The organism is Stutzerimonas sp. Brlt_14, assembly GCF_051948915.1.
GTDB classification, from domain to species: Bacteria; Pseudomonadota; Gammaproteobacteria; order Pseudomonadales; family Pseudomonadaceae; genus Stutzerimonas; species Stutzerimonas stutzeri.
The window spans coordinates 284,958-308,722 of the sequence record NZ_JAYJLM010000007.1 but is presented as its reverse complement, the minus strand read 5'-3'; the positions used below and the strand labels follow the sequence as shown (position 1 = coordinate 308,722).

Genomic DNA, 23,765 nt, shown 5'->3' with positions numbered 1-23,765 from the left:
TGTGCATTCAACGCCGCCGTCTCGGTTTATTCCAGCTTTTCCTGGACCCTGGCCAGCAGCGCGCGGGCTTCCTCGCGGCGGCCGGCATCGGCCACTTCACGGCCGGGGCGATCGGGTGCGGCGAGGGCCTTCTGCAGCGCGGCCTGCGCCTCGCCATAGCGCTTCTGGCGCAGCAGAAAGTCACCGTGGAAGTAGTTGGGGTCGATGCCGTCCGGGTTCAGCGCCAGCGCCTGTTTGAACAGCGCCTCGGCCTTGTCTTCGTCGCCGAAGCCGATCGGCCAGCCGGGCACCTGGTAGTAGAGACTGGCGAGGCTGGTGTAGGCCGAACCGTCGAGTGCCGCGGGGTCGAGTTCGATGGCCTTTTCCAGTTCGGCCTTGGCCTGCTTGACCAGCCCCAGCGCGCCGAGCCCGCCCTTGGCGCCGGCCCAGGTGCTGAGCACGATGCCATGCCAGATATGCAGTTCGGCGGCCTGCGGTTCGCCGATCACCGCGCTTTCGGCCTCCGAGGCGAGCCTGGCGAAGGCGGTTTCGCGCTGGGTCTCGGGCGTCTGGTAGTTGATCTCGGCCCAGCGCGTCTGGATCTGACGCAACGACGACTCGCCGGCCGGGCTGAGAGCGAAGGAGGGCTGGCTGGCCAGGGCCAGCATCAGGGCGCAAAGGCCTAACAGAGGCTTCATGGGTGTTCTCCGGGAGAGGTGGGTTGCGGTGCGGGTGGCTGTTCGGCACGGGCAAAGCGCTTGATCACCGGCAATTGCTTGCGCAGCGCCTGGTCGACCAGCCGCGGCAGCACGCCGTTGAGGCGCACGAAGAGTTTTTCCGGCCAGCCGAGATAGAACTCCTCTCGCTCGGCGCTGATGGCATGGACGATCTGCCGGGCGACCTCTTGCGGATCATCCATCTCCACCTTCAGCTCGTCGTTCATCGCTACCACGTCGGCGCTGTTCATCGCCGTACGGGTGGCGCGCGGCGCGATATAGAGCACCTTGATCTGGCTGTCGGCCAGCTCGCGGCGCAGCGCCTCGGAGAAGCCGCGCAAGGCGAACTTGCTGGCGCAGTAGGCGGTGAAGCCGGGGTAGCCGATGGAGCCGAAAGTCGAGCCGAGATTGACCAGCAGCGCTCGCGGCTGCTGGCGCAGCAAGGGCAGCAGCAGGTGGGTCAACTGCAGGGTGGCGGTGACGTTGACGCCGATCAGCCGGGCGATGGCGTCCTCGTCCTGCTGTTCGAGCAGGCTGAACTGATTGACCCCGGCGGCGTTGATCACACCGTTGAGCCCGCCAAAGCGGCGCGCGGCCTCCAGCACCAGCTGTCGCCCGCTGCGTTGGGTGAGGTCTGCCACAACCAGACTGATCTGCCCAGGGTAACGGCGGGCCAGGCTTTCCAGCGCAATGCTGTCGCGCCCCACCAGCAGCAGCCGGGCACCGCCGGCGCAGAGCCGTTCCACCAGCAGCTGGCCGATACCGCCGCTGGCACCGGTGAGCAGGAGGCGCGCGTCAGGCAAGTGCATGGTCGTGCTCCGCCGCGGGAAGGCTGCGGAAAATGTCGCCATAGAGGCGGTAGACCACCCGCGCGGTGTGCACCACGGCGGCCTTGTCGTCCTCGTTATCGAGGCGGTTCATCAGGCGCTTGAAGAACTCGATGTGCTCCAGGTCCAGGCTGCCGTGGGAGGTCAGGTAGCTGAACGCCTTGGCCGGCAGGTCGAGCTTGTCCTGCAGCACGCCGGCGGCCTGGGTGGCCAGGGCGATGCTGGTACCTTCGAGCACGTTGACCATGCCGAAAAAGCTCGCCGGGTTGTGCCGGGCGATGCGGTCGTAGACGTAGGCGACCATCAGCTCGGTGGGCAGCGCCGGCTGGCCATGGCGCACCGCCTCGGCATCGCCGCCGCAAGCGCGGATGTCGTTGAGGATCCATTCCTGGTGGCCGATCTCTTCCTCGATGTATTCGGCGATGGCCTCGCGCAGCCATTCCAGCCGCTCCGGCAGGCGCGCACCGCAGGCCATCAGCAGCGGCACGGTGTGTTTGACGTGGTGGTAGGCCTGGGTAAGGAAGGCGATGTATTGCGCGCGGGTCGCGGTGCCGGCGAGCGCCGAATGGATGATCGGCGCGGCCAACAGGTAGTCGCGCTCGGCGCTGGTCTGCTGTTGCAGCTGGTCGAAGAATTCCATGGTGAACCTCGAAAGTCAGGGCTGAATGGCGTTGATCGCCGATTGGTAATGGTTGAACAGCGCATTGCGGCGCAGCCGGCCGTTGGCAGTGGCCAGGCCGTTGCTGGCGCCGAACGGCGCGTCGGCACGCAGCCAGCGGTGTACGCGGGCGTAGTCCGGCAGGCCGGCGTTGACCCGGTCGATTGCCGCCTGCAGTCCGGCATCGCTGAGCTCGGGATACCGCGGCACCAGCACCGCGACGTTCTGCGCCAGCGCCTCGCCATGCAGCCAGGCCTGGGCGATCGGCGCCTGCTGGACCAGCTCGGCCTCCACCCATTCCGGGTTGACGTTGCGCCCGTAGGCGGTGACGAACTGGTGCTTCTTGCGCCCGTGCAGGACCAGAAAACCGTCCTCGAAATGGCCGAGGTCGCCGGTGGCTAGCCACTCGCGGGCCGGCGGCGGCTCGCCGACGTAGCCGAGCATGTGCGGGCCCCGGACCAGAACCTCGCCGTCGTCGGCCAGGCGCAGTTCGACATGCGGCAGCGCCCGGCCGACCGTGCCGATGCGCCGCGCTTCGGGTGTGTTCAGACAGACCACCGAGGCGCATTCGGACAGCCCGTAGCCTTCGAACACCGGCAGGCCGAGTCGCTCGGCGCGTTCAAGCAGTTGCGGCGCCACGCGGCCGCCACCCACGGCGATAAAGCGCAGCGACGCGGGCAGCGGTACGCCCTGTTCCGCGGCGCTGACCAGCGCCAGCAACAGCTGCGGCAGCAGGATCAGGCTTTGCGGCCGGCTTTCGTTCAGCGTGGCGAGAAAGCGCGGCAGGTCGAAGCCGGCACTGCCGGAGAAGCCGATCTGCGTCAGCGGCCGCAACTCGATCCGGGCACCGGCCAGCAGCGGCGCATAGAGCCCGGCGATGTTTTCCAGCAGGGTGGCCAGCGGCAGCACGCACAGGTGCTGCCGGACATCACACGGCAGGCTGACCTGCCACAGGCTCCCGGCCACCGCCAGCTGCGCCTCGGCATCCAGGCAGACGCCCTTGGGCTGGCCGGTGGTGCCGGAGGTGTAGGTGATCTTGCTGGTGCCGGCCGGCACCGGCGCGACTGTCTGCGGCTGGAGCAGCAGCAGGCCGGCTTCAGCGGATTGGAAGTCGCAGCGCTCGGCGAGCGCGCCTGGCGTGCCGATCAGGCAGTCAATGCCGGCGTGATTCAGCACATGCTCCTGCTGTGCCGGGGAAAAAAAGCCCGGCAGCGGCACGCAGATCAGCCCGGCGCGCAGCAGGGCGAGATCCCACAGCGCCCACTCCAGGCCGTTGTCCAGCGCCAGGGCGACGCGCTGCACGCCGAGCTGTTGCAGCTGACTGGCGCGTGCGGCCACCTCGTGGCGCAATTCTGCGTAGCTCAGTTGGCGCGGCCCTTCGCCCAGGGCGATGCCGCTGTGCTGTTCCAGGACTGTCCAGAAGCGTTCAGCTGCAGGCTGCATGCGGCACCTCCGAGGCGTCGAACAACGGTTGGTAGCCAAGTCGGGCGTAGATGCCCAGCTGCAGCAGGCGCTGGTGGCCGGGCAGGATCTCGCCGGCCATCAGCTGCGGGCGGCTGGCATAGTAGCTGCCCCAGTCGGCCAGCTCCTCGCCCATGCGCGCCGGGTCGGCCGGGGCCAGCGCCAGTGGCTCCAGGGCCAGGCGCTGGAAGCTGTTGAGCAGGGCCGGCGTGCCGGTGAACACCACCCAGCGAAAGCCCTGGGCGACCAGCAGATCGGTCAGCGCGACGATCAGGAGCCGCGCTGAGGCGCTGCCGAAGGCCGCCAGGTTGCCGACCTCGACGATCTCCTCGCGCGGCACCGGGCGGCCGCTGCGGCGGGCAACGGCCAGCTCGATGGGTTCGTCCAGGTACCGTTCGAGAAACAGCGGGCGACGCTGCGCGCTGCGCAGGCCGACCGCGCCCTGCACCTGGCCGTTGTCGCCATGCAGGCCGAGCAGGCAGGGCATGAAGTGACGCACCCGCGCGCTGTAATGCTCGGCGAAGCGCTGGCGAATGAAGTCTTCAAGGGCCACGCGCCGCGGGTCCTCGCCGGCCTGTGTCAGTTGCAGGCAGAGCGAGGGCTCGCGGCCGATGCGGGCCAGTATGTCGGTGTGATCAACCCAGGGCAGTTCCATTGGGGAACCTCGGTTAGAAGCCTGGGCCGATTGTTGGTGGGCAAACTTAAGGCAGTCTTAAGTCGCCGAAGCCGTCAGAACGCTGACATTTTCTTCACATTCGCTGGGCTATGGTCGCGGCGCTCGGGGTCGAGCCACCGGTGCTCCAGCTGCGTCAGAGGCCCATCGAACGCTGGCCGGCCGACCACCGAAGCAGCTATCGCAAGCAGAGCGAGCCGCTAAGAGGAAGGCCAGCAGATGCAGATTCATCCATACCCCGCGCCACGCCCGGCCACAGGCTCGGGCCGCCATTACCGGCTGTTCGGCCTGCTCGCATTGCTGCTGATCGGCCTGGGCGCGAGCATCGCGCTGCATTGGAACGAGCGGCTGTATTTCCACCTGACCCATCAGTGGAACGTCAGCGCGCACGATCCGGCGCTGCGTTGGCTGCCGGGCTATCGGGTAGCCATCGACGCCCGACCGATCGAGGGCATCAGCCGCAACCTCTCGGCGATCACCTACGACAGCGATCTCGACCGGCTGCTTGGCGTGATCAATGGCGGGCCGACGGAAATCGTCGCGTTGAGCAAGCGCGGCGAGCTGCTCGAGCGCTACCCGCTGGAAGGCTTCGGCGATATCGAGGGGCTGACCTATATGGGTGGCGGCCGGGTTGCGGTGTCCGACGAGCGTGACCAGCGGATCAGCATCTTCCAGCTGCCGACACTGGCGCGCAGCATCAATGTGTCCGAGGCCAGGTTCTTCTCCCTGGGCATCGGCCTCAACGGCAACAAGGGCTTCGAGGGGGTGACCTACGATGCCGTGGGCGACCGCCTGTTCATCGTCAAGGAGCGCGACCCGCGCCAGCTCTACGAGGTCCGGGGCGTCGCCGCCAGCCTCGACGGTCAGCTGCAACTGGCCGTTCACGATCGCAGTGACTGGATCGCCAGTCAGGTGTTTGCCACCGACCTCTCCGACATCCACTTCGATGCCGAGACCGGCCACCTGATTCTGCTCAGCGACGAGTCGCGGCTGGTGATGGAGCTCGGCGCCGACGGCCGCATGCTCAGCTACCGCAGCCTCAACGGCTTGTTCAGCGACCTCGGCCGCTCGGCACCGCAGCCTGAAGGCGTGACCCTGGACAATGACGGCACGCTGTACGTGGTCAGCGAGCCGAACCTGTTCTACAGCTTCCGCCGCGAGGAGGGCTAGGCAGGCCGCAACGATGTCGGCGCGACAGGCGGGAAGACTGCCGGCCCGTCTTCACGAATCATTCACGCGGGTTTGACGAATCCCTGACAACCGTCGACGCAGACTGCAACTGTCAGCGTGGCGGCCTCGCCACGCCGGTGATTCCATTTCCCATGCGTCAGGTGCTTCGATGTCCTCTCGACCGTATCCTCGCGCCGGCCGGCGCCGTGCATCCTCACGTCAACGCGGGGCGTTGCTCGCCGCGCTGCTTGCCGCCTTTTCCCTGAATGGCTGCCAGAGCGCGCCAGACCTGTCGACCGGTGACGACTATCCGCCCGAGTATGCCGAGGGCTTTCGCGCAGGCTGCGCCAGCGGGCGCCAGGCGGCCGGTGCGCTGGCGCAGTTTCGCAAGGACGTGCCGCGGTACATGAGCCAGCCGCTGTATGCCGAGGGCTGGAACGACGGCTATCGGCAATGCCAGGCGATGCAGGCCGGCAGTGGTGGGCTGGATAGCTGGCGCAGCACGGCCCTGGAGCGTGAGCGCGACCGCGAATGGCGCCGTCATATCGACCAGGCCAGGGCCCAGGCCCTGCGTCGCTGAGCTGCGCTGCCGTGTCCGTTCGCGGTTGAGACCGCTCCCTCGGGGCGCCGCGGACGCGATTCAACCTGGTGGGAGCGGCCTTGGCAGCGCTAGATCGCCGGGTCGGCCAAGGCGACCGGTTCGGGTGCCGGGCGGTAGAGCAGTAGCCGATAGCAGGCCAGGCAGATGGTCCAATCGAACAGCAGCGTCCAGAGGTTGTGCGAGAGAAAGTGCGCACCCTGCATCACCCGCCCGAGCGACATCGCCACGCCGAGCGCGAGGGCCATTCCCAGCGCGTAGCGCGCCAGTCGCGGGCGACGGTCCCGCAACACGAAGAACAGCGCCAGCAGTGAGAAGCCGGCCGAGGCATGGCCGCCGGGCCAGCAGCGACCGGGCTTGAGCGTCGGCGCTCGCTCGGATAGCAGGGGCGTGAAGGTCTCGCGGCCGCCGAACTCGCTCAGGCTCCAGGGGCAGTGCACGCCGGTCAACGCCTTCAGCGGGGTGACGATGCTGGTGGAGATACCCAGCGCGAGAACCAGATAACCCAGTGGGCGGCGCCAGCGAGCCAGACGCGTCGTCAACAGGCTGACCAGGAAGCTGGCCAGGGCCAGCACGCCAAGGAAGATCACCGCCTGCTTGACGCGATCATGCAGCATATCTTCCAGCAGCCAGCTGTGCCGGCCGACGAAGCCGACGCCCGGCTGGTAGAACAGTCGCGAGAAGGCGAAGTCGAGCTGGCTGGGGTCGCCGATCAGCAGCGCCAGCATCAGGGCGGCGGGGGCAGCGAAGCCCAGAACGAAATTGAACGGCCGGCTACTGCCGTAGTGGTCGGATAGAGCAGACATCGGGACTCTCCAGTGGCCATGCGGGCTAGCGTTGGCTGAGTTGGCCGTGGTGCGGCGTCAGTGCTTGCCAGCTCAGCAGGCCCTGGTGGTAGTCATGGCTTGCGCCCTGGTAGTAGGCAATGTCGCGCTGCACCAGCGGATCGCTCAGCGGTGCCTCGGACTCGCGGCTCGAACGAAGCGCCTCGTCGTGGCGGCGTACCCGCAGGCGCGGGCTTAAGATCGCCAGGTCGCGGCCGTCGAACAGGCCCAGGTGCTGGTAGTTGCCGATCAGCGCGCGGCCCGGCGCGGCGTCCTCACGCAGAAGGTTGCGGCCGAAGAAGGTCGAGACGTAGTCCATGTTGAGCAGGCCGAGTAGGGTCGGCGCGATATCGATCTGGCTGGCCACGCCGGAAAACTCGCCCGGCTCGACCAGCCCCGGTGCGTAGACGAACAGCGGGATGTGGTAGTTGGCCACCGGCAGGTCCTGCGAGCCGGCGCTGCCGGCCGTGTGGTCGGCGACAAAGACGAACAGGGTGCTGGCGAACCAGGGCTTGCGCCGAGCCTGTTCGAGAAACTGGCCGATGGCGAAGTCGGTGTACTTCACTGCGCCTTCGCGGCCTTCGCCCGAGGGAATGTCAATGCGGCCGTCCGGGTAGGTGTAGGGACGGTGGTTGGAGGTGGTCATCAGCTGCAGCAGGAAGGGCGTCCCCGCGGCGTGGTCGGCATCGGCTTCGCGCAGGGCCAGCGTGTAGAGGTCTTCGTCGGCCATGCCCCAGGCGTTCTTGAAGCGGATGTCGGCTTCCTTGACGCTGCTCTGGTCCATCACCCGGTAGCCGTTGCCGCCGAAGAAGGCGCTCATGTTGTCGAAATAGCCGCGCCCACCGTATAGGAACACGCTGTCGTAACCCTGTGCGCCGAGCTGCTGACCGAGGCTGGCGAAGCCGCTTTCGCGGCCAATGCGCTTGACGATCGAGCGGCCCGGGGTCGGCGGAACTGACAGAGTGATCGCTTCCAGGCCGCGGTCCGTGCGGGTGCCGGTGGCGTAGAAGTTGGTGAAGAACAGGCTCTGCTTGCGCAGTGCGTCGAGGTTGGGGGTCAATCCGCGGGAGTCGCCGAAGCTGCCCAGGTACTTGGCGCTGAGGCTCTCGATGGTCACCAGCACGATATTTAGACGACGTGGATGACCGGGGTTGTCGATTGCCCGGCGAATGTCCTGCGGGTCGCTGCCAAGGAAGCGCGCATTTGGCTCGGCGACTTCCCGGCGCAGGCGGCTGCCGATCTCGTCGTCCTGCAGGGTTGCGTAGAACTGCGGGTAGTCCAGCTCGTTGTTGCGAAAGGCGGCGAAGAACTGGTACGGGCCATTGCTCGCCAGCTCGCGCTGGTAGGCATTGCCGCCGCTGCTACGGGGGAAATCCTGGCCGACGACTATGGCGCTGACCAGCGCCAGACTGGCGATACCGGCCAGCGCCACGGCACTACCGCGCCAGGACAGACTCGGCGCATCGAGCGCCCGGCTCACCGGGCGCTGCAGGGCCAGGTCGATCAGCAGGGCCAGCACGGCGATCAGGCTCAGCAGGAAGTAGACTGGGTAGGACTCCATGATGTTGTGCAGCACCTCGTCGGAGTAGACCAGGTAATCCACCGCGATAAAGTTGAAGCGCACCCCGAACTCATCCCAGAACAGCCATTCGGCCAGCGCCGTGAAAAGCATGAGGTAAAGGCTCAGCCCCACCAGCAGGTGCAGGCCGAGGCGATGGAAGCGCTTGCCCCACAGGCGGCGAGGGCAGAGCAGTATGTAGAGGGCCAGCGGGACGGCGGCGAATGCGAGGAAGGCCAGGTCGTACACTGTGCCTTCGAGATAGATCCTGAGCAGCTCCAGGGGGCCGGCGGTCGCTTCCTGCCAATGTGCGGCCAGCAGCACCGAGCGGGTCAACAGGAATACCCCGAGCCAGAGGCCCAGGAGCAGGACGAGATAGCGAAGCTGAGCATGACGGAGAAAAGGCATCGTATGATCCACGGCTGAGGACGAACGCGGCGCAGTCTGCGTTCGAGTCCGTGAGCCCTTCGTCAAGAAGCCGTGAAAAAAACGTCATAGCCGTGAATCGATATGCGCATCCTGGTCATTGAAGACAACCGTGACATCCTGGCCAACGTGCTCGACTACCTCGAGCTCAAGGGCTACCTGGTGGACTGTGCGCAGGACGGGCTGAGTGGCCTGCACCTGGCCGCGACCCAGGAATACGACCTCATCGTGCTGGACATCATGCTGCCCGGCATCGATGGCTATCAGGTGTGCCAGCGCCTGCGCGACGATGCGCGGCGCGACACGCCGATCATCATGCTCACCGCCCGCGATGCGCTGCCCGATCGCATCAAAGGGCTCGAGGCTGGCGCCGACGACTACCTGATCAAGCCCTTCGCCCTGTCCGAGCTGGTCGCCCGCATCGAAGCGGTGCTGCGCCGCAGTCAGGGTTCCCGGCGCCGGCAGCTGCAGGTCGGCGACCTCGTCTATGACCTCGACACCCTGGCGGTGAGCCGCGGCGGTGTGCCGATCCGGCTCAACCCCATCGGCCACAAGCTGCTCGCCATCCTCATGCAGCGCAGCCCGGCGGTGGTGCGGCGCGAGGCGCTCGAGGAAGCCCTATGGGGCGACAACGTGCCCGACAGCGACAGCCTGCGCAGCCACATCCACCAGCTGCGCCAGGCGCTGGACAAACCCTTCGAGCGGCCGCTGCTGCACACGGTGCATGGCGTCGGCTTCCGCCTGGCGGAGCAGAGCGATGCTCGCTAAGCAGCCTTTCGCCCGACGCATCGTCATTGCCTTCACGCTGATGACCCTGGTGGTCAGCGGCGTGTTCTCGCTGGGGATCGTCGCGGTGGTCTACTTCGTCGAGTCACAGCTGGTGACCGGGGAGCTGAGTCGCGAGCTGGATATCGTGTTGCACGAGGACCTGCCCAGCGGACGCCCACCGCGCCTCGACGCCCAGACACGCTTCTTCAGCACCGCGCTGCCGGACTATCCGCTGCCCGAAGGCTTCGCGACGCTGCCCGAGGGCTTCACCGAGGTGGTCCGCGGCGACGAGGCCTACTACGTCTACGTTCGCGACCTGGACGGCGAGCGCTACGTGCTGATGGAAGACCAGAACGAGTTCGAGGAGCGCGAGAACGCTCTGTTCAAGACAGTGCTCGCCGGCTTCCTGCTGAGCGTGCTGGGCGCCTGGCTGCTCGGCCGGCTGATGGCGCACAAGGTGATGGCCCCGGTCAGCCGGCTGGCCAATCAGGTACGCCACCGCGACCAGCTGCATCCGCTGGCACCGCCGCTGGCGCTGCAGTATGTGGATGACGAGGTGGGCCATCTGGCGGCTGCGTTCGACAGCACCCTCGGCCAGCTGCGCCAGACGCTGGAGCGCGAGCGGCTGTTCACCGCCGACGTCAGCCACGAGCTGCGCACGCCGCTGATGGTGGTGCTCGGCGCCTGCGAGCTGCTGCTCGCCGGCGACCTGCCCGAGCGCTCGCGGCGCCAGGCCGAGCGCATCCAGCGCGCGGCCGAGGAGATGCAGGCGCTGGTCGACACCTTCCTGTTGCTGGCGCGGGCCAGACCCGATCAGCAGGAGGTCTTCGGTGGTAGCGCCGGCCTGGCTGACGTGGCCCGCGAGCAGAGCGAGCGCTGGGGGCCACCGATGCGGGAAAAGGGACTGGCGTTCGAGGTGGTGCGCGAAGGCGATGACCAGCAGACCTATAACCACACGCTGCTCGGCACGGTGATGTCCAACCTGCTGCGCAACGCCTTGCACTACACCGAGCACGGGCAGGTGCGGCTGGTGCTCGAGCACGGCGGCTTCCGCGTCGAAGACACCGGCGTGGGGATTCCGGTAGATCAGCAGGAGCGCATGTTCCAGCCCTTCGTGCGGGGTGCCGAGGGGCGCGGCGAAGGGCTCGGCCTGGGGCTGTCGCTGGTGCGGCGAATCTGTGCGCACCAGGGCTGGGCGGTCGAAGTGCATGGCCGCGAACCCTGCGGCAGCTGCTTTGCCGTCCGCCTGGCGTCTTGACGTTTTTTTCACATCTCTTTGACAACCCGTTGATGTCCGGCCGGTTAGTTTGGCGCTCCGTCTTCCCCCGGAGTGCCCGACATGCCGACATCGAGCCCCATCGAACTTGAGTTCTCGCGCAAGTACGACCGCCAGCACGCCTACGAATACCTGCACAAGCACCAGGACGGCCTCGCCCGACGGCTGTCGCATTGGCGTGACGAGCAGATGGCGCGACGCGCGCTGAAAATCGCCGGCGAGCCCGATCTGGTCCTCGATCTGCCCTGTGGGGCCGGGCGCTTCTGGCCCCTTTTGGCCGAGCACCCGAGCCGGATGATCTTCGCCGCGGACAATTCCGCCGACATGCTGGCCATCGCCGAGGCCGCGCAGCCGCTGGAGGTGGTCAAGCGGGTGGAGACCTTCCAGACCTCGGCCTTCGCCATCGACATGGGCGACAACGCGGTGGACAGCATCTTCTGCATGCGCCTGCTGCATCACATCGCCGACCCGGCGCATCGCCTGGCGATGCTGCGCGAATTCCACCGCGTCACGCGCGACACGCTGATCGTCTCGCTGTGGGTGGACGGCAACTACAAGGCCTGGAAGCGCAGGCGCCTGGAGCGTCGGCGGCCGGCCAAGGACAACCAGAACCGCTTCGTGGTCGCCCGTTCGGTGATCGAGGCGGAGTTCGCCGAGGCCGGTTTCGACATCCTCGACCGCAGCGATTTCCTCCCGGGCTACGCCATGTGGCGGGTCTACGTACTGCGCAAGCGGGGTTGAGCATGAGCCGAGCCTTCGTACTGCCGGCCCGCGAGGCGCGGACCAGCACCTTTCAGCGCTGGTGGGACATGCGTGGCGAGTGGGTCGAGGAGCCCAACCGGCGACGCGCCGGCGAAAGCGGCGTGCAGCGGATTCGCCCGCGCGATCTGCAGCAGCCGTTGCTCTACTGCAAGCGCCAGATCGGCCATCTGTACCGCTCGCCGCTGCATCCGTTCGGCCGGCCCACGGTGCTGCGCGAGTGCCACGCGCTGCAGGCCCTGCGTGATCTCGGGGTGCGCGTGCCGGAGCTGATCTACTGCGGTACGCGGCAGCAGGCAGGGCAGTGGCAGGCCCTGCTGGTAACGGCCGAACTGCAGGGCTTCGTCAGCCTGGAGGACTGGTACGACGAGGGCATGCCGGGCTACTACGGCAGCGTCGTGCAGGCACGCATGCTGGATGCGGTCGGCCGCACCCTCGGGCGTCTCCACCACGCGCGTTGGCAGCATGGTTGCTGTTACCCCAAGCACATTTTCCTCAGGGTCCATGGCCAAGACGATGGAGCGCAGGTCGAGGTGGGCCTGCTCGATCTGGAAAAGAGCCGGCGTCGGCTGCGCCGTCACGCCGCCGCCCGGCATGACCTGCGCCAGCTCAGGCGTCATTGCGCGGCCATGAGCGAACCGGACTGGCAACGGCTGCTGACCGCCCATGCCGGCTATCGCGAGGTGCGCTGCGATGTCGCCTGAATGCTCATCCGAAAGCGGCAGCACAGTGGCCGATGGCGCGGCGCTCAAGGGGCGCAGCGGCCTGATGCGGCTGTGGCTCGCCGGGGGCTATTCGCTGGCCGGCCTGCGGGCCGCCTACCGCGGTGAAGCGGCGTTCCGCCAGGTGGTGCTGCTCTGCCTGCTGCTGATGCCGCTGGCATTCCTGCTCGAGGTCAGTCGGGTCGAGCGCGCCGTGCTGATCGCCGTGGTGCTGTTGGCGCCCATCGTCGAGCTGCTCAATTCGGCCATCGAGGCCACCGTCGACCGCATTTCGCTGGAGCTGCACCCGCTGTCCAAGCGCGCCAAGGACATGGGCAGCGCGGCGCAGATGCTGACCATGCTGCTGATCGCGCTGATCTGGGCGGTGATCCTCCTCTGAATTTCTTCCATTTACCCAGGACTTTCCCATGACCGACGCAACCGCCCGCGCGCAGGCTGTCCAGCCCGGACTACGCCACCACCTGCTGTTCATGGCTGGCAGTGCGCTCGCACTGCTGACGCTGTTGGCCCTGCTGCGCCTGGCACTGCTGCTGTTCAACCGCGAGCTGCTTGGTGATGCCTCGCTGGCGATCCTGCTCGAAGGCTTCGGCAACGGCCTGCGTTTCGACCTGCGCGTGCTGGTCTATATCTTCGTGCCGCTGTCGTTGGCGGTGCTTAGCCCACACGCAATGGCCGCGCGCGGGCTGCAGCGAATCTGGCTTACCACCTGCGCCAGTCTGGCGATCCTGCTCGGCGTGATCGAGCTGAACTTCTATCAGGAGTTTCATCAGCGGCTGAATGCGCTGGTCTTCCAATACCTCGGCGAGGACCCGGCCACGGTGTTGAGCATGCTCTGGCACGGCTTTCCGGTGGTCACGTTGTTGAGCGTCTGGGGCGGGCTGACGCTGGTCTGGGCGCTGCTGCTCCGCTGGCTCGACGGTCGCTGCCGGCCGCGCGGCGTCAGCCAAATGCGCCGCTCGCCAACTCGTCCGCCGCTGGCCTGGCACTGGCGTGGCGCCACGCTGCTGGTGCTGGTCCTAATCAGCGTGGTCGCCGCTCGCGGCACCCTGCGTCAGGGCCCGCCGCTACGCTGGGGCGATGCCTTCACCACCGACTCGGTGTTCATCAACCAGCTCGGCCTGAACCCGGCGCTGACCCTCTACGAGGCGGCGAAGAACCGCTATTCCGATCATCGCGACAACGCCTGGGAAGCCGTGCTGCCCGAGGACGAGGCCCTGGCGGTTACCCGCGAGCTGCTGTTGACCGGCAACGACCAGCTGGCCGACCCGGAGCTGGCCGCTGTGCGCCGCGACTATCGGGCGCCGGAGGCCGGGCGCCTGCCGGTGCGTAACGTGGTGGTCATCCTGATGGAGAGTTTCGCCGGGCGCTATGTCGGCGCGCTGGGCAGCCGCGACGGCATCACACCCCACTTCGACCGCCTGGCCGGTGAGGGCCTGCTGTTCGAGCGCTTCTTCGCCAACGGCACCCACACCCACCAGGGCATGTTCGCCAGCATGGCGTGCTTTCCCAATCTGCCGGGGTTCGAGTACCTGATGCAGTCACCGGAGGGCGGCAACCGCTTCTCCGGGCTACCGCAGCTGCTCAGCGCCCGGGCGTTCAATGACGTCTACGTCTACAACGGCGATTTCGCCTGGGACAACCAGGCCGGCTTCTTCGGCAACCAGGGCATGACCCGTTTCGTCGGGCGCAACGACTACGTCGACCCGGTAGTGGCCGACCCGACCTGGGGCGTCTCCGACCAGGACATGTTCGACCGCGCCGTGCAGGAGCTCGGCGCGCTGGCACCGGGCGAGCCCTTCTATGCACTGCTGCAGACGCTGTCCAACCACACACCCTATGCGCTGCCGGACCCGCTGCCGGTGCCGGCGGTCACCGGCCATGGCTCGCAGGATGCGCACCTGACCGCCATGCGCTATTCCGACTGGGCGCTGGGCCGCTTCTTCGAGCAGGCCAAGCGCCAGCCCTGGTACAAGGACACCCTGTTCGTGGTGGTCGGCGACCATGGCTTCGGCGCGCCGGAACAGCTCACCGAGATGGATCTGTTCCGCTTCCACGTGCCGCTGCTGCTGATCGCTCCGGGCATTACCGAGCAGTTCGGCAGCCGGCGCGAAGTGGTGGGTACCCAGGTCGACGTGGTGCCGACCATCATGGGCCGCCTCGGGGGCGAGGTGCGCCATCAGTGCTGGGGTCGCGACCTGCTGGCACTGGATGAACGTGACCCGGGCTTCGGCATCATCAAGCCCTCGGGCAGCGACCAGACCGTGGCGATGATCCGCGGCGAGCAGATCCTGGTACAGCCCAAGGACCTCGAGCCGCGCCTGTACCGGTATCGCCTCGGTGCCGATGCCAGCGCCCAGCGGATCGAGGATGCCGACAACGCGGCGTCGATGCTGCGCCAGCTGCAGGCCTATCTGCAGGTGGCCACCGGCAGCCTGCTGGCCAACACCGCGGGCGATCGTGAGCGGAAGGAGACGGCAACCGGAGAAACGCTGGCGCGCGCTGCCGCCGACGGTGAACCACCGATTGCGCCGAAGGGCCAGCGCGGCCCCCGCGAGGGCTGAGGGCTCAAGTGCGCCGAGCGCTCGCCCGCGCGGCCAGGCCGCGCCCGCGAAGCGCCGAGCAGCAAGTGGTGTGCCGGGGCTGGCGAGTGCGCTGCTGCCTCAGCGGCGAACCAGCAGCACCCCGGCTTCCATGTGGTGGGTGTAGGGGAACTGGTCGAACAGCGCGCAGCGCTCGATGCGATGGGTATCGGCGAGCTGGGCGATGTTCTGCGCCAGGGTCTCCGGATTGCAGGAGATGTAGAGGATGCGCTCGAAGCGACGGGTCAGTTCGCAGGTGTCCGGGTCCATGCCGGCGCGTGGCGGGTCGACGAAGACGCTGCCGAAGCTGTAGCTCTTCAGGTCGATCCCGGCCAGGCGGCGGAACGGGCGCACCTCGTTCAGCGCCTGGGTCAGTTCTTCGGCGGAGAGGCGCACCAGTTCGATGTTATCGAGGCCGTTGTCTTCGATGTTGGCCAGCGCAGCGTTGACCGAGGTCTTGCTGATCTCGGTGGCCAGTACGCGGCGCACGCGGGTGGCCAGCGGCAGGGTGAAGTTGCCGTTGCCGCAGTACAGCTCCAGCAGGTCGTCATCGCGTTCGCCGAGCGCCTCGTACGCCCAGTTCAGCATCTTCTGGCAGACCTCGCCGTTGGGCTGGGTGAAGGCGCCTTCCGGCTGGCGGTAGCGGAAGCTGCGGCCGGCGACCACCAGCTGTTCTTCCACGTAATCGCGCCCGATGACGATGCGCTTGCCCTTGGAGCGGCCGACCAGGCTGACGCCGAGGCCTGCGGCGAGCTGCTCGGCTTCGGCCTGCCAGGCCTCGTCCAATGGGCGGTGGTAGGCGAGGGTGATCAGCGCATCGCCGCTCAGGGTGGTGAGAAATTCCACCTGGAACAGTTTGAAGCTGAGTACTTCCGAGGCCTGCCAGGCGGCCTTCAGTTGCGGCATCAGCTCGTTGATGCGGCGGCTGGCGATAGGGAAGTCGTCAATCAGGATCGCCTTGTGCTTGTCGCCCTGCTCGAACATCGCGTAATGGCGCTGGCCGTCTTCGCGCCACAGGCGGAACTCGGCACGCAGGCGGTAATGCTCGCGCGGCGAATCGAAGACTTCCGCTGCCGGTGCATCGAACGGTGCCAGCAGCTCCTCCAGCCGGGCGGCTTTTTCGGCGAGTTGGGCGTCGTATTGGGCGGGGTCGAGCTGGGGCAGCGGCATGGCAGGGCTTCGTGCAGAGGTTTCAGGAGCTTCGCGGCCAAGCCCACTTCCGGGCGGACAGTGGGGGAGCGGCCGCGAACGTGTACGGTCTGATCAGCCGGTAAACCAGCCCAGCTTGACCACGAACAGTGCCGAGAGCACCCACATCGCCGGGCTCAGCTCGCGCCAGCGGCCGGCCAGCAGCTTGATGGCGGTCCAGGCGATGAAGCCGAACGCAATGCCGTTGGCGATGGAGAAGGTCAGCGGCATGGCCAGCGCGGCGATGGCCACCGGCGCGGCGACGGTGAGGTCGTCCCAGTCGATCCCGGCCAGGCTGCTCATCATCAGCACGGCGACAAACAGCAGCGCCGGGGCGGTGGCATAGGCCGGCACGGCGCCGGCCAGCGGGGCGAAGAACAGGCTGAGCAGGAACAGCAGGGCGACCACGCAGGCGGTCAGGCCGGTGCGGCCACCGGCAGCGGTACCGGCGGCGGATTCGATGTAGCTGGTGGTGGTCGAGGTGCCCAGCGCCGCGCCGGCCATGGTGGCGGTGCTGTCGGCGAGCAGGGCGCGGCCCAGGCGCGGCATCTTGCCGTCTTTGTCCAGCAGCTCGGCTTTCTGCGCCACGCCGATCAGGGTGCCGGAAGTGTCGAACAGGTCGACGAAGAGGAAGGCGAAGATCACGCTGATCAGGCCGATATCCAGCGCGCCCATGATGTCCAGCTGCATGAAGGTCGGCGCCAGCGACGGCGGCATCGACACCACGCCGTTGAGCTGCGACAGGCCGAGCAGGATCGACAGGCCGGTGACCACCAGGATGCCGATCATCACCGCACCGGTGACCTTGCGGTAGGCCAGCGCGGCGATCAGAAAGAAGCCCAGGCACGCCAGCAGCGGGCCGCCGGCGCTGAGGTCGCCGAGGCCGACCAGGGTGGCCGGGTTGTCCACCACGATGCCGGCGTTCTTCAGGGCGATGATCGCCAGGAACAGGCCGATACCGGCGGCAATGCCGGCGCGCAGGGCGAGCGGAATGCTGTGGATGATCCATTCACGGATCTTGAAGATCGACAGCCCGAAGAAGATCAGGCCGGAGAGGAACACCGCACCCAGCGCGGTCTGCCAGGTGTAACCCATGGTCAGCACCACGGTGTAGGTGAAGAATGCGTTCAGGCCCATGCCCGGTGCCAGCGCGATCGGGTAGTTGGCGACCAGACCCATGATCGCCGAGCCGATGGCTGCCGCCAGGCAGGTGGCGACGAACACCGCGCCGTGGTCCATGCCGGTCTCGGCGAGGATGCTCGGGTTGACGAAGAGGATGTAGGCCATCGTCAGGAAGGTGGTGATGCCGGCCAGGATCTCGGTGCGCAGCGTGGTGTTGTGCGCCTTGAGTTGAAACAGCTTTTCCAGCATGGTCGATCCTCTTGTGCCGGTTAAGTGTGGGGCCGTCGCCTCTGGCGGGCGGCTGGCCTGTCGTCGCAAAAGCCGGGCATCTTACACCGGCCGGCAGCGCGGTTGAATTTCCATTGAGCAGGTGAACGCCATGAGCAAACGTGTCCTGATTCCGATCGCCGACGGTTCCGAAGACCTGGAGGCCGTCACCCTGATCGACGTGCTGCGCCGTGCCGAGTTCGACGTGGTGGTGGCCAGCGTCGAGGAACGGCGCATGCTGACCTGTGCGCGCGGCACCCGGATCACTGCCGACACCATGCTGCTCGACGTGCTGGCGCAGGACTTCGACCTCATCGTGCTGCCCGGCGGCATGCCCGGCGCGAAGACCCTCGGCGAGCTGGAGCCACTGGCCGAGCGCGTACGCCAGCAGGCCCGCGCCGGACTGGACTACGCGGCGATCTGCGCCGCGCCGGCGGTGGCGCTGCACCCCTACGGCGTGCTCAAGGGCCGCCAGGTGACCTGCTACCCGGGCATGAGCGACAACCTCACCGGCACGCATTTCCTCGACCAGCCGGTGGTGGTGGACGGCAACTGCATCACCAGCCAGGGCCCAGCGACCGCCCTGGAATTCGCCCTGACCCTGGTGGAGCGCCTGGCCGGACGGGGCAAGCGGCGCGAGGTGGCCGACGCCATGCTGGTGCCGGCGACGAACTAACCACGCAGCCCATCGGTCACTGCTTGCATGCCGGCCAGCCGGTGCAAACAGTGAATTCGAGGAGAACGATGGACAGTGTCGATCTGGCAGTGCTGCGGCGTGCCCGCGACTGGTTGCGTGACGGTCACGCGGTGGTGCTCTACACGGTGATCGAAACCTGGGGCAGCGCGCCGCGCCCGGTGGGCTCGCTGCTGGCGCTGCGCGGCGACGGCCGTGTCGAGGGCTCGGTGTCCGGTGGCTGCGTCGAGGACGACCTGCTCGCCCGGGTCATGGCCGATGAGCCACCGTCGACCTGCCAGCTGATCACCTATGGCGTGAGCAAGGAAGAATCCGCGCGTTTCGGCCTGCCCTGCGGTGGCACCCTGCGCCTGCTGCAGGAGCCATTGCGCGATGCCGGCTGGATCGACGAGCTGCTGTCGCGCTGTGCCGCACACGAGCGGCTGCTGCGCCGGCTGGACATGGCCAGCGGCGCGGTCGTCCTGCAGCCCGCCGGGCGTGAGGCTGTGCTGCAGTTCGACGGGCATACCCTGCGCGCCCCATTTGGCCCCGCCTGGCGCCTGCTGATGATCGGCGCCGGGCAGCTGTCGCGCTATGTCGCCGACCTGGCTCACGGCCTCGGCTTCGAGGTGCTGATCTGTGACCCACGCGAAGGCTATGCCCACGACTGGAATCCGGCCGCCGTGCGCTTCGTGCCCGGCATGCCGGACGACGCCGTGCTGGCCATCGAGCCGGATGCGCACACCGCCATCGTCGCGCTGACCCACGACCCGCGGCTGGACGACATGGCGCTGCTCACCGCGCTGCAGTCCGAAGCCTTCTACGTCGGCGCCCTGGGCTCGCGGGTCAATAGCGAGAAGCGCAAGGCGCGCCTGCTCTCGCTGGGCCTTGGCGAGCGCCAGGTGCAGCGCCTGCACGGCCCCATCGGGCTGCCCATCGGCAGCCGCACGCCGGCGGAAATCGCCCTGTCGCTGATGGCCGAGGTGGTGGCGCTGAAGAATGGCGCCCTGGCGCCGAGCCTGTCGGCGCAGCAGCGCTGTGCCTGAGCGCAGGGTGCCTGGTGCCGGTGTCTGCGCCATCGTGCTCGCCGCCGGGCAGGGCAGCCGTTACCGCGCGGCCGGTGGTGCGGACAAGCTACTGGCGCCGAGCCTCAGCGATGCGCCGGCGCCGCCGGTGCTCGCCGCCACGCTGGCGAACCTGCGCGGCGTCGCCGAGCGGCTGCTGGTGGTGACCCGCGCCGACAATGGTCCGCTGCACGACTGGCTTCGCGCCCATGCCGAGGACTGCGAGCGGCTGCTGGTGGAGACCCGTGGCCTCGGTCATAGCCTGGCCCAGGCGGTCGCCCATGCACCGGCGGCCCGCGGCTGGCTGGTGGCGCTGGGCGACATGCCCTATGTCCAGCCAGCGACCCTGCGGGCCATCGTCGCGGCGATCGACCACGACAATCTGGTGGTGCCTGTCCATCAGGGGCAGCCCGGCCATCCGCGCGGGATTGGTGGCGCTTATCGCGAACGGTTGCTGCAGCTCGATGGCGATCGCGGTGCCCAGGCGCTGTTCGCCCGGCATGCCGTGCAGCAGCTGGAGGTGGACGACCCCGGCGTGTTGCAGGACATCGACCACCCGGACGATCGCCGGCGGTGCTGATCCGATAAGCCTGCACGGCGATGCTCCGGCCCCTGCTCAGGGAGCTGAACGATTTCGGCGCCACGCCAGTCGTACCCCAAGACGCACGGACAGCGCACACCAATGCCCAAACCGTGAGGCTGCCATGAGCGAACATTCTTCAGCTGCAGGCCAGACCTGCACCATCAGCCTGGAGCTGAACGGCGAACGCCGTGAGCTCCAGGTGCAACCCTGGACCACCTTGCTCGACCTGCTGCGCGACCAGCTCGGCCTGACCGGCACCAAGAAAGGCTGCGATCACGGCCAGTGCGGCGCCTGCACGGTGCTGCTCGACGGGCGGCGCATCAACAGTTGCCTGACCCTGGCGGTGATGCACGACGGCGCGCGTCTGACCACCATCGAGGGCCTGGCCAGCACCGAGGCGCTGCACCCGCTGCAGGCCGCCTTCGTCAAGCACGATGCCTTCCAGTGTGGTTATTGCACGCCGGGGCAGATCTGCTCGGCGGCCGGGCTCGCGGCCGAGCACCGCGCCAGCAGCCGCGACGAGATCCGCGAACACATGAGCGGCAACCTCTGCCGCTGCGGCGCCTATCCGAACATCCTCGCCGCCATCGAGGAGGCACTGCCGGTGCTACGTGGCCAGGAGGGTGCGCAATGACGCCGTTCAGCTACCAGCGCCCCGAACGTATCGACCAGGCCATCGCCCTGCACGGGCCGGACAGCCGCTATATCGCCGGTGGCACCAACCTGCTCGACCTGATGAAGGAAAACGTGCTGCATCCGGGCCAGCTGATCGACATCAACGGCCTGCCGCTGCGTGAGATCGAACAGACAGCCGAGGGTGGCCTGCGCATCGGTGCTCTGGTGAGCAACGCCGACCTGGCCTGGCACCCGCAGATCGAGCAGCGCTACCCGCTGCTGAGCAAGGCCATTCTTGCCGGGGCATCGCCCCAGCTGCGCAACATGGCCAGCACCGGCGGTAATCTGCTGCAGCGCACCCGCTGCTACTACTTCTATGACACCGCCACCCCGTGCAACAAGCGCGAGCCGGGGTCCGGCTGCGGCGCACGCGACGGGCGCAACCGCATCCACGCCATCCTCGGTGCCAGCGAGGCGTGCGTCGCCGTGCATCCCTCGGACATGTGCGTCGCGCTGGCGGCGCTGGACGCGCGGGTGCACATCGAAGGGCCGCATGGCCAGCGGCGTGTCGACCTGGTGGACTTTCACCGCCTGCCCGGCGACCAGCCGCAGCTGGACAACGTGCTCACCGAAGGCGAGCTGATCACCGCCGTCGAACTGCCGGTGGAGGGCTTCGCCAGCCACTGCGCCTACCTCAAGGTGCGTGACCGCGCGTCCTACGCTTTCGCGCTGGTCTCCGTTGCCGCCGCGCTGGAGGTTGATGGCGACGTCATCCGTCGCGCACGCATCGCCCTGGGCGGCGTGGCCCACAAACCCTGGCGCCTGGAGGAAGCCGAAGACCTGCTCAGTGGTCAGCGCGCCGAGCCGGCGAGGTTCGCTGCGGCGGCCGATCGCCTGCTGCAAGGTGCGCAACCGCTTGCCGACAATGCCTTCAAGATCGACCTGGCCCATCGCGCCATCGTGCGCGCGCTCACCGAAGCCGCCGGAGGAACCGTCCGATGAACAGCGCCAACTCTCCACTCGGCAAGCCGCTGGACCGCGTCGACGGCCCGCTCAAGGTCACCGGCAAGGCCTGCTATGCCGCCGAAGCCGAGGTGCCGGGGCTGCTCTACGGCGCGGTGGTCTCGAGCCGTATCGCCCGTGGCCGAGTCACGCGCATCGATGCCGCCGCGGCCGAGGCATTGCCCGGCGTGCGCCTGGTGCTGACCCATCAGAACCGACCGCCGGTGGCCAGCTACGACGAGCCCTACGAGGACGACGATGCCGCCGAAGGCTCGCCGTTCCGCCCGCTGTACAACGACCGTGTGCTCTACAGCGGCCAGCCTCTGGCGCTGGTGGTGGCCGAGACCCAGGCCCTGGCGCGCCATGCGGCGAGCCTGGTGCGCGTCGAGTACGACGCCGAGACGCACCAGACCGATCTGCAGGCGGTACGCGAGCAAGCCCATGACGCACCTGCGGAATTGCCCGAGCCGCGTGGTGATTTCGACTCGGCGTTCGCGGCGGCGGCAAATCGCATCGACCGTGAGTACGAGACCCCGGTGGAACACCACAACCCCATGGAGCCGCATGCTTCCATCGTCCAGTACCTGCCGGGCGGGGAGCTGCTGATCTACGACAAGACCCAGGGCGTGCAGAACTGCCAGCGCTACCTGGAGCAGGTGTTCGACATGGAGGGCAAGATCCGCGTGCTGTCACCCTTCGTCGGCGGTGCCTTCGGCTCCGGCCTGCGCCCGCAGTACCAGCTGCCGCTGGCAGTAATGGCCGCGCTCAAGCTCAAGGCCGCGGTGCGCGTCGAGCTGACTCGCCAGCAGATGTTCACCTTCGGCTATCGCCCGCGGACCGTCCAGCAGCTCAAGCTCGCCGCCGATGGCGAAGGGCGGTTGCAGGCCATCGAGCACAGGGCCATCGGCCAGACCTCGCGCTTCGAGGACTTCACCGAACATGAGGTGGAGTGGTCCGGCATGCTCTACGCCTGCGACAACGTGCGCCTCGGCTACCGTCTGGCGCCGCTGGACGTCTATACCCCGCTGGACATGCGCGCCCCGGGGGCGACCATTGGCGTCTATGCGCTGGAGTGCGCGATGGACGAGCTGGCGTATGAAGTCGGTATCGATCCGCTGGAGCTGCGCTTGCGCAATTACACCGAGACCAACGGTAACGAGGGCAAGCGCTATTCCAGCAAGGAGCTGCGTGCCTGCTACCAGCAGGGTGCCGAGCGTTTCGGCTGGTCGCGGCGCCCGACGCAGCCACGCAGTCTGCGCGACGGCCATCAGCTGGTCGGCATGGGCATGGCCACCGGTGTCTGGGAGGCGATGCAGATGCCTGCCTCCGCTCGCGCCTGTCTCGACGCGGACGGAAGGCTGCTGGTAACCAGCGCCACCGCCGACATCGGCACCGGCACCTACACCGCGATGACCCAGATCGCCGCCGACGCGATGGGCCTGCCGATGAGCGAGGTGGAATTCCGTCTCGGCGACTCCAGCCTGCCGCAGGCGCCGCTGGAAGGCGGTTCGGCCACCGTGTCATCGGTGGGCAGCGCCGTGCAGCGGGCCTGCGCCGGCCTGCGGCAGAAGCTGCTGGACGCCGTGCAGCAGTCGCCGGCCTCGCCGTTCACCGGGGCGAGTCTGGACGCGGTGGAGTTCGTCGATGGGCAGCTGCGGCTGAAAACCGGCGAACATGCCGTGGCGCTGCGCGACATCGTCCAGGTCAGCGGGGCGCTGGACGCCGAAGCCAGCGTCAAGCCCGACGAGAAGCGCGACGCCTGGGCGACCGCGACCCATTCGGCGGTGTTCGTCGAGGTGCGCGTCGACGAGGACCTTGGCACCATCAAGGTCAGCCGCGTGGTCAGTGCGATCGCCGCCGGACGAATCGTCAACCCGAAGACGGCCGGCAACCAGATCGTCGGCGGCGTGGTCTGGGGCATCGGCCAGGCGCTGCACGAGGAGACGCTGATCGACCACCGGCTCGGCCGCTACATGAACCACAACCTCGCCGAGTACCACATCCCGGTGAACGCGGACATTCCGGAGGTCGAGGTGATCTTCGTCGAGGAACACGACGAGGTGGTCAACGAGCTCGGGTCGAAGGGAGTAGGGGAGATCGGTATCGTCGGTGTGGCGGCGGCGGTGGCCAATGCGATCTACAACGCGACCGGCAGGCGGGTAAGGGACCTGCCGATTACCCTGGATAAACTGCTGTAGTCGCCGGCGCGCTGGGTGGGCTTCGGCCCGCCGTTGCGGCAAAAGGTTGCTGGGTCGTC

Annotated in this window: 23 protein-coding genes; 14 read left to right on the top strand and 9 right to left on the bottom strand. The window is 67.8% G+C overall.

Annotated features, from left to right (window positions below):
• Positions 1-26 precede the first annotated feature (26 nt).
• The 5 genes from VF716_RS18585 to VF716_RS18565 are packed head-to-tail and all read right to left on the bottom strand — an operon-like array spanning position 27 to position 4,296.
• Entirely contained in the window at positions 27-677 is a 651-nt protein-coding gene (locus VF716_RS18585; protein ID WP_125912642.1) for a tetratricopeptide repeat protein, read from the bottom strand.
• Positions 674-1,504 (bottom strand): SDR family oxidoreductase, encoded by an 831-nt coding sequence (locus VF716_RS18580; protein WP_125919585.1) that lies wholly within the window; start codon positions 1,502-1,504, stop codon positions 674-676. The genes VF716_RS18585 and VF716_RS18580 overlap by 4 nt, the downstream gene beginning before the upstream one ends.
• A complete protein-coding gene (locus VF716_RS18575; RefSeq protein ID WP_013981810.1) occupies positions 1,491-2,162 on the bottom strand; it encodes a TenA family transcriptional regulator in 672 nt (223 codons plus the stop codon). Before VF716_RS18575 ends, VF716_RS18580 begins: the two co-directional genes overlap by 14 nt.
• Before the next feature lie 15 nt (positions 2,163-2,177).
• Complete coding sequence (locus tag VF716_RS18570; protein WP_218422260.1) at positions 2,178-3,623, bottom strand: AMP-binding protein; 1,446 nt, start codon at positions 3,621-3,623, stop codon at positions 2,178-2,180.
• On the bottom strand, positions 3,607-4,296 hold the full coding sequence (locus VF716_RS18565; RefSeq protein ID WP_394389927.1) for a thermostable hemolysin: 690 nt from the start codon (positions 4,294-4,296) through the stop codon (positions 3,607-3,609). Before VF716_RS18565 ends, VF716_RS18570 begins: the two co-directional genes overlap by 17 nt.
• Before the next feature lie 237 nt (positions 4,297-4,533).
• On the opposite strand from VF716_RS18565, the gene VF716_RS18560 reads away from it, so the two are divergent.
• Together VF716_RS18560 and VF716_RS18555 are read left to right on the top strand one after the other, a co-directional pair.
• Positions 4,534-5,484 (top strand): SdiA-regulated domain-containing protein, encoded by a 951-nt coding sequence (locus VF716_RS18560; RefSeq protein ID WP_440552845.1) that lies wholly within the window; start codon positions 4,534-4,536, stop codon positions 5,482-5,484.
• Between the two features lie 169 nt (positions 5,485-5,653).
• On the top strand, positions 5,654-6,064 hold the full coding sequence (locus VF716_RS18555; protein WP_239061214.1) for a hypothetical protein: 411 nt from the start codon (positions 5,654-5,656) through the stop codon (positions 6,062-6,064).
• 89 nt (positions 6,065-6,153) lie between these two features.
• Here VF716_RS18555 and VF716_RS18550 read toward each other — a convergent pair whose 3' ends face one another.
• Together VF716_RS18550 and VF716_RS18545 are read right to left on the bottom strand one after the other, a co-directional pair.
• Positions 6,154-6,888, bottom strand: a complete 735-nt coding sequence (locus VF716_RS18550; protein ID WP_106442816.1) for a phosphatase PAP2 family protein — start codon at positions 6,886-6,888, stop codon at positions 6,154-6,156.
• Between the two features lie 25 nt (positions 6,889-6,913).
• On the bottom strand, positions 6,914-8,872 hold the full coding sequence (locus VF716_RS18545) for an LTA synthase family protein (protein ID WP_394389932.1): 1,959 nt from the start codon (positions 8,870-8,872) through the stop codon (positions 6,914-6,916).
• Positions 8,873-8,974: 102 nt separating this feature from the next.
• Here VF716_RS18545 and VF716_RS18540 point away from each other — a divergent pair, with 102 nt between their 5' ends.
• The 6 genes from VF716_RS18540 (at position 8,975) to VF716_RS18515 (ending at position 14,976) form a co-directional block, all read left to right on the top strand.
• Complete coding sequence (locus VF716_RS18540) at positions 8,975-9,658, top strand: response regulator transcription factor (RefSeq protein ID WP_440552844.1); 684 nt, start codon at positions 8,975-8,977, stop codon at positions 9,656-9,658.
• Positions 9,648-10,916, top strand: coding sequence for a sensor histidine kinase (locus VF716_RS18535; RefSeq protein WP_125842155.1), 1,269 nt, complete (start codon positions 9,648-9,650; stop codon positions 10,914-10,916). Before VF716_RS18540 ends, VF716_RS18535 begins: the two co-directional genes overlap by 11 nt.
• An 81-nt stretch (positions 10,917-10,997) precedes the next feature.
• On the top strand, positions 10,998-11,675 hold the full coding sequence (locus VF716_RS18530; protein ID WP_011912105.1) for a class I SAM-dependent methyltransferase: 678 nt from the start codon (positions 10,998-11,000) through the stop codon (positions 11,673-11,675).
• Positions 11,676-11,677: 2 nt separating this feature from the next.
• Positions 11,678-12,397, top strand: coding sequence for a lipopolysaccharide kinase InaA family protein (locus VF716_RS18525; protein ID WP_440552843.1), 720 nt, complete (start codon positions 11,678-11,680; stop codon positions 12,395-12,397).
• Complete coding sequence (locus tag VF716_RS18520; RefSeq protein WP_108241492.1) at positions 12,387-12,794, top strand: diacylglycerol kinase; 408 nt, start codon at positions 12,387-12,389, stop codon at positions 12,792-12,794. The genes VF716_RS18525 and VF716_RS18520 overlap by 11 nt, the downstream gene beginning before the upstream one ends.
• 28 nt (positions 12,795-12,822) lie before the next feature.
• A complete protein-coding gene (locus tag VF716_RS18515) occupies positions 12,823-14,976 on the top strand; it encodes an LTA synthase family protein (RefSeq protein ID WP_108241493.1) in 2,154 nt (717 codons plus the stop codon).
• 99 nt (positions 14,977-15,075) lie between these two features.
• On the opposite strand, the gene trmA is transcribed toward VF716_RS18515, so the two are convergent.
• Positions 15,076-16,164: a tRNA (uridine(54)-C5)-methyltransferase TrmA gene (gene trmA / locus VF716_RS18510; protein ID WP_192476034.1), complete on the bottom strand. Its 1,089-nt coding sequence runs from the start codon at positions 16,162-16,164 to the stop codon at positions 15,076-15,078.
• Between the two features lie 93 nt (positions 16,165-16,257).
• Positions 16,258-17,553 (bottom strand): NCS2 family permease, encoded by a 1,296-nt coding sequence (locus VF716_RS18505; protein WP_011912110.1) that lies wholly within the window; start codon positions 17,551-17,553, stop codon positions 16,258-16,260.
• Positions 17,554-17,683: 130 nt separating this feature from the next.
• On the opposite strand from VF716_RS18505, the gene VF716_RS18500 reads away from it, so the two are divergent.
• The 6 genes from VF716_RS18500 to VF716_RS18475 all read left to right on the top strand — a co-directional run bounded on the left by VF716_RS18500 (position 17,684) and on the right by VF716_RS18475 (position 23,706).
• Complete coding sequence (locus VF716_RS18500; protein WP_017245379.1) at positions 17,684-18,247, top strand: DJ-1 family glyoxalase III; 564 nt, start codon at positions 17,684-17,686, stop codon at positions 18,245-18,247.
• Positions 18,248-18,315: 68 nt separating this feature from the next.
• The gene (locus VF716_RS18495) at positions 18,316-19,290 is read left to right on the top strand and encodes an XdhC family protein (RefSeq protein WP_011912112.1); all 975 of its coding nucleotides are present in this window, start codon (positions 18,316-18,318) and stop codon (positions 19,288-19,290) included.
• Between the two features lie 7 nt (positions 19,291-19,297).
• Positions 19,298-19,888, top strand: coding sequence for an NTP transferase domain-containing protein (locus tag VF716_RS18490; RefSeq protein ID WP_037004528.1), 591 nt, complete (start codon positions 19,298-19,300; stop codon positions 19,886-19,888).
• Positions 19,889-20,012: 124 nt separating this feature from the next.
• Positions 20,013-20,525 (top strand): (2Fe-2S)-binding protein, encoded by a 513-nt coding sequence (locus VF716_RS18485; RefSeq protein ID WP_013981825.1) that lies wholly within the window; start codon positions 20,013-20,015, stop codon positions 20,523-20,525.
• Complete coding sequence (locus VF716_RS18480; RefSeq protein WP_017245375.1) at positions 20,522-21,508, top strand: FAD binding domain-containing protein; 987 nt, start codon at positions 20,522-20,524, stop codon at positions 21,506-21,508. Before VF716_RS18485 ends, VF716_RS18480 begins: the two co-directional genes overlap by 4 nt.
• The gene (locus tag VF716_RS18475; protein WP_440552842.1) at positions 21,505-23,706 is read left to right on the top strand and encodes a xanthine dehydrogenase family protein molybdopterin-binding subunit; all 2,202 of its coding nucleotides are present in this window, start codon (positions 21,505-21,507) and stop codon (positions 23,704-23,706) included. The genes VF716_RS18480 and VF716_RS18475 overlap by 4 nt, the downstream gene beginning before the upstream one ends.
• Positions 23,707-23,765: the final 59 nt, after the last annotated feature.